Source organism: Streptomyces sp. GC420, assembly GCF_009916105.1.
Classification (GTDB): domain Bacteria; phylum Actinomycetota; class Actinomycetes; order Streptomycetales; family Streptomycetaceae; genus Streptomyces.
Genome location: NZ_JAAAXQ010000454.1, coordinates 1 through 5,553, shown reverse-complemented (window position 1 = coordinate 5,553; position 5,553 = coordinate 1). Strand labels below are relative to the sequence as shown.

The window sequence follows — 5,553 nt, the reverse complement described above, 5'->3', positions numbered from 1 at the left end:
CCAGAACTGCGAAACCTGCGACCACGCCTTCCGAGCCCCACAACCCGGCACCTGCGGCCCATGCACAGTAGCGGCGATCCGAACCCCTGGAAATCCATGATCGGCGTCGTGATGGTGGCCTCAAGGGCATGGGCAGGATCGACATCGCGCCGATGCCGGACAATGTCGTCAGCCTGCCCGAGGTTCCTTCAAGGTCCCCGAGGGCTCGGTCCGGATGACCGACCTGGACGGCAACCCGGTCTACATGGACCCCAAGGGCAACCTCTACGACGCCGACGGCATCCTCCGCCAGGACGCCGGCGACGCCCCCCCCCGCGGCCTCGACGGCAACCCCGCCGACAACGCGGCCCACATCCGCCGCGGCGACGGCCCGGCGACGACGCCCTGCCAGGCCCCCGCAACCCCGGCGACAACCTCCCGGGCGGTACGGCCGACAACGGCCTGCCGGGCGGCTCGACCGCGGACAGCGGCGTCCCGTGTGGCGGGCATACGGAGACCCCGGGCACAGGCGGCCTGGACAACGCGGCCGGGACGGCGGACGAGGCGGCGGGTGCCACGGACGACGCGTTGACGCCGGCCGACTGTGACGGCGAGCAGGAGTTGACTCCGGAGCGGCGTAAGGAATGCCAGGAGAGGCACGTCTGGCTGGCGAACAACAACGAGGCTGGAGTCAGGAACACTACAACTCGCTCTACCGCCGTAAGAGTGTCGAAAAGCTGGTGGACGGTGTGGAGCTCCCGCCGCCGACCAGGGATGCCAACGGCGACGGCAAGTACGCTGGTGCCCCGGTCGAGGAATTCCAGTTCCAGCCGGAGGAGGCCTGATGGCAACGCGCATTCCGCGCCATGACTTCCGTACGGACAACGCGGCGGAGGCCATGGAGCCGGTCGTCGCGGCTGCCCAGGAGGCCATCGAGGGCATCGAGGCATCCGAGGACGACCGCTATGACGCGCTGACGTTCTCCCTCTCGGCGGCGAAGTGGCACTGTCTGCAGGACCCCGTGGCGGGCAATCTCGAAACCTGGGAGTCGTGGGTTCTTGCCATGCAGGTGGGGTCCGCGCTCTTCGCCGCAGGCGTGGCGCAGGAGGGCCCGGTCACGTGCCGGGTCGGGACCCTGGACGAGGTACGGAAGCTCCCCGCCACCGGTCCGCAGGACTACCTGCACGCCGGGAACTGGCTCACTTCCTTCTACTTGGCGGTGATCTGCCGGGAGAACGAGCGTGCCCGGCAGTTGGCGCAGGTGCCGGTGTCGTTTCTGCGCGCCTCCGGCGCGGAGTTCGACGATTACGTCTACGCCTGGATCGAAACGTTGCAGCACTTCTGGTTCGGCCGGGCGGAGACCTGGGGCACCCTGGTCGTCGCAGTCAACGGCACCGATCCCCAGCACCCCCGGATCGCCGACACGGAGCTGATGCTGAAGGTGTTGTACCCGCCTCCGGAACTGTTCCAGCTCTATCTGCGCCGGGAGAACGAGGCTTTCAACGACTCCCTGGTGACGGCCCTGACCTGGCACAAGGAGTACTGGACCGCCAACGAGGCCCGCTCCCTCAGCGGTGACGGCCTGGTGGCGCTGGCCCCGCTCGCGATCGCCTGCACGGCGTACGACGCGGACATGCCGATCGATGTCGAGTCGGACTTGCTTCCCAAGCACCTGCTACGGCGCACCTGGGTCGGTGAGTTCGCCACGTGATCCGTGCGGTGAGTCGCCACCCCTTTCCCACGGGGAACGCGGAGGAAGGCCTCGCTGTGCTCAGTGCGGCAGGGGCAATCGCACCGCTCAGGGAGGGATGCCGGTCGAGAGCCGAGGCCTGAGCCGAGTGGGCGCCCACGGACTCGGTGACCCGGACCGGAGCGGCGGCGACGCCGGTGGCGCGGGCGGCCCGGACCCGAGATCCCCCCGCCGACGCAGCGGAGCTGCCACAGGCGGAGACGTCCGCGGCTTCCTTGCATCCCACAGTGCGGTACCGCCCACGAGGAGGGCAGCGCCGGTCACCGAAGGAGGGGAAAGGGTCGCCATGGAAAATGCCCGCGACTACGACCGTCCGGGCCGATGACCTGAGGTTCTGCACCCGCTGCGCGGTGGGTACTTCCTTTCGGGGCAAAGCGCGAGTGGCAGCCCGAAATAGCCGTCGGCGCCTTCTACATTCCTCGGATGACCACACCAGCCACATCTCCAGGAAAGGGCCTTCCCAGGCGCGGCGCCATCATGGGTCTTGCCGCCGGAGCCGCCGGTGCGGCCCTTGCTCCGGCAACGGTCGGCTGCACGTCCTCCGCCACTACCGGCCCGAACCTCGCAGTTGCAGCCTCGTCTCCAGCCACCCCCGGGGCCATGCAGCTGTTCCGCGATCCCGGGTTCAACTTCGACGCACTCTGGGCCCTCGGTGCCGCCGGAGAGGGAGCCTCGGAGGTCGGTGAAGTGCTGACCGCCGTCAACACCGTCACCAAGGCAAAGCCGAGTTACCAGACCTTTGCCGATACCTTCCAAGCCTGGGGCGACAGGCTCGCGGCGCAGGCGGCGCAGGCGGGCCGCCGGGGCCACAGGGCCACGCAGCGGGCCAGAGCCCTGCGGGCGTCGCGCTATTACGCCCAGGCTCTGTTCTACGTGCTGGGCACGGACGCCCCGGAGACCGAGGAGAAGGTGTACCTGGCGAGCCGCCGAGCGTGGGACGCTTTCGCGGACCTGTTCGAGTCGCCGGTGCAGCAGGCCGCCGTCCCGTACGGGACAGCCGAGATGCCCGTGTGGTTCTTCCGCCCCGACGAGGCCAAGAAGCGCCGCCCCACGGTGATCCTGACCAATGGCAGCGACGGCCAGAACGTCGACATGTGGAGCTACGGTGTCGCCGCCGCCCTTGAGCGCGGCTGGAATGCCCTCGTCTACGAAGGTCCCGGCCAGGGTCAGATGCTCTTCGTCGATCAGATCCCGTTCACCGATCGGTGGGAGCGGGTGGTAACCGCACTGGTCGACTATCTGTACCAGCGCGAGGACGTCGCCTGCGAGCGCATCGCTCTCACCGGCCTGAGCATGGGCGGGAACCTCGCCCCGCGCGCTGCCGCCTTCGAACACCGGATCGCCGCACTGGTCGCCATGCCGGGAGTCCTCTCTCCCTGGCTGGGCTTTCCACCCGAAATCCGGGAGGTCATCACTCAGTCTGAGCAGGAGACCAACCGGATCTGGAACGAGGACGTCGTCCCGGCACTCACGCCGGAACTCCGCTTCCTCGTCGAAAAGCGCTTCGAGCCGTTCGACCCCGCCGTGATGCGTGCCGCTCGCGAAGGCCGAGTCTTCACCGACGTCTGGACGCCTGCCCAGCGCATCATCGGCCTCGACATCACCAACCTCGTCGGCCGGATCAAGGCGCCGACCCTGGTCCTGGACTATGACGACGAACAGTTCTACCCGGGCCAGCCCCGCGACCTGTTCGACCGGCTCCGCTCGCCCAAGGAATACATCAAGATGACAGCGGCCGAAGGCGCCCAGCTCCACTGCTCCCCCATGGCCCCGCAACGGCACTGTGAGGTGGTCTTCGACTGGCTGGACCAGACCTTGCACCCCTGATCCTGGAGCTGAGACGTGGCGGGGCCTGACGACACCCGAGCCGAGCGGGCGCCCAGCCGCCCGGGACCGGTGCGCCCGGACCGGTGACGCGGGGGAGCGCCCCGTATAGGGTGCCGGGCACCGGACGGGCGGCGCGCGTACGGCACGGCGCGCGCACCTCGGGGCACGCACAGCACAGCAGCACGGCGAGAGAAGCACGGCCTTGACGACGATCCAGTACAGCCGGGCCGGACGGCGGCAGGCCATGCGCCGGATACGCCCCCGGCGCTCCCCCGCGGTCCCGCTGCTCGTCCTCGCCTGGCTCGGCGTGGCCGCCGTCATGTGGCTGTGGTGGCGCAACACCCCCGCCGTGTCCTCGACCGCCGCCGACTGGCTGGTCAACGCGGGCCGGATGACCGGCCTCCTCGCCGGGTACGCCATCGCCCTCGTGATCGCGCAGATGGCACGCGTACCGGCGCTCGAACGCCGCGTGGGCTCGGACCGGGTGGCGCGCTGGCACGCGACGAGCGGGCGGTACGCACTGGTCCTGACCCTCGCCCACGTCGCCCTGATCCTCTACGGCTACGCGCTGCAGAGCGGCACCGGCGTCGTGCCGCAGACCGTCACCGTCGTCACCGGCTACCCCCGGATGATCGAGGCGACCGCCGGCACGCTGATGCTGCTCGTCGTCGGCCTCGTCTCCGCGGGCGCCGTGCGGCGCCGCGTCCGCTACGAGATCTGGTACTACCTCCACCTGCTCACCTACGCCGCCGTCTACCTCGCCTTCTGGCACCAGCTCGCCACCGGCGGCGAGTTCGTCGGCGACGCGGCCGCCCGCGCTGCCTGGTACGCGCTGTACGCCACGGTCGGCTCGCTGGTGCTGTGGTACCGCGTGCTCACCCCGGTGCGGCTCAATATCCGGCACCGCATGAGAGTGGAGTCGGTCGTCGAGGAGGCGCCGGGCGTGGTCTCCGTGCTGATTCGGGGGAGGCGGCTGCACCGGCTGGGGGCCGAGGCCGGGCACTTCTTCCGCTGGCGCTTCCTCACCAAAGGGCTGCGCTGGAGTGCCAATCCGTACTCGCTGTCGGCCCCGCCCCGGCCCGACCGGCTGCGGATCACCGTGAAGGCCGCCGGCGGGCACAGCGCGGCGCTGGCGCGGCTGCGCCCGGGGACGCGGGTGTGGGCGGAGGGCCCGTACGGGGCCATGACGGCCGCCCGGCGCAGCCGCGGCAAGGTGCTGCTCCTCGCGGGCGGAGCGGGCATCACCCCGCTGCGGGCGCTGTTCGAGACACTGCCCGGCGCGCCCGGCGACCTGACGCTGCTCTACCGCGCCCGCACGGCGGAGGACCTGGCGCTGCGGGACGAACTGGAGGCGATCGCGGACGCGCGCGGGGCCCGGCTGCTGTACGCGGTGAACAGGCCGGACGGCAGACGGCCCGCGATCACCGCGAAGACACTGCGCAGGATCCTCCCGGACATCGCCCGGCACGACGTGTACCTGTGCGGGCCGCCGGGACTGGCCGAGGAGTCGTACGCCGCGCTCCGTGAGGCGGGCGTCCCCGACCGGCGCATCCACCACGAGTCCTTCGAGCTCTGAGCCGGAGCCGAAGCCCGAGCCGAAGCCCGAGCCGGAGCCGGGAGCCGGGAGCCGGGAGCCGGGAGGTCCCGGACCAGACGTGTGACACCTGAGGCCTGCCGTGCGCTGTGATGTCCGTGAGGAACAAGCATCCGGTCCGCCGCGCCGTGCTGGCCACGGCTGCCACCGTTTCCGGCATCGTGCTGCTTCTCGCGCTCAAGCCGGACACCGACCCGGCGCTCGCGCGGGACGAGGCCGCTCCCACGGCCGTGGCCGGCATGACCGCCTCGCCGTCCCTCTCCCCCTCGGCGTCCCGAGAGTCCCCGTCCGCGTCGGCCTCGCCGTCGAAGAAACCCGCGAAGAAGCGCGCCCCTGCCTCGCCGACCGCCTCGGCGTCGCGCACCGCGTCGGCCGCCCCCGCGCGCACGAGCACCGCCCCCTC

4 protein-coding genes and 1 pseudogene are annotated in these 5,553 nt (G+C 70.8%); all 5 read left to right on the top strand.

Translation table 11 applies throughout. The features are described 5' to 3' along the window. The first annotated feature begins 623 nt into the window (after positions 1-623). On the top strand, positions 624-824 hold the full coding sequence (locus GUY61_RS33795; RefSeq protein WP_166634137.1) for a hypothetical protein: 201 nt from the start codon (positions 624-626) through the stop codon (positions 822-824). After that, positions 824-1,690, top strand: coding sequence for an immunity 49 family protein (locus GUY61_RS33790; protein ID WP_166634136.1), 867 nt, complete (start codon positions 824-826; stop codon positions 1,688-1,690). Before GUY61_RS33795 ends, GUY61_RS33790 begins: the two co-directional genes overlap by 1 nt. 639 nt (positions 1,691-2,329) lie before the next feature. Next, on the top strand, positions 2,330-3,556 hold the full coding sequence (locus GUY61_RS33785) for a S9 family peptidase (protein WP_166634135.1): 1,227 nt from the start codon (positions 2,330-2,332) through the stop codon (positions 3,554-3,556). Positions 3,557-3,800: 244 nt separating this feature from the next. Further along, positions 3,801-5,132 carry a ferric reductase-like transmembrane domain-containing protein gene (locus GUY61_RS33780; RefSeq protein ID WP_166634138.1) on the top strand — a complete coding sequence of 444 codons (1,332 nt, stop codon included), beginning with the start codon at positions 3,801-3,803 and terminating at the stop codon, positions 5,130-5,132. A gap of 116 nt (positions 5,133-5,248) precedes the next feature. Further along, positions 5,249-5,553 (top strand): annotated as a pseudogene (locus GUY61_RS40835) (hypothetical protein); the annotation flags it as partial.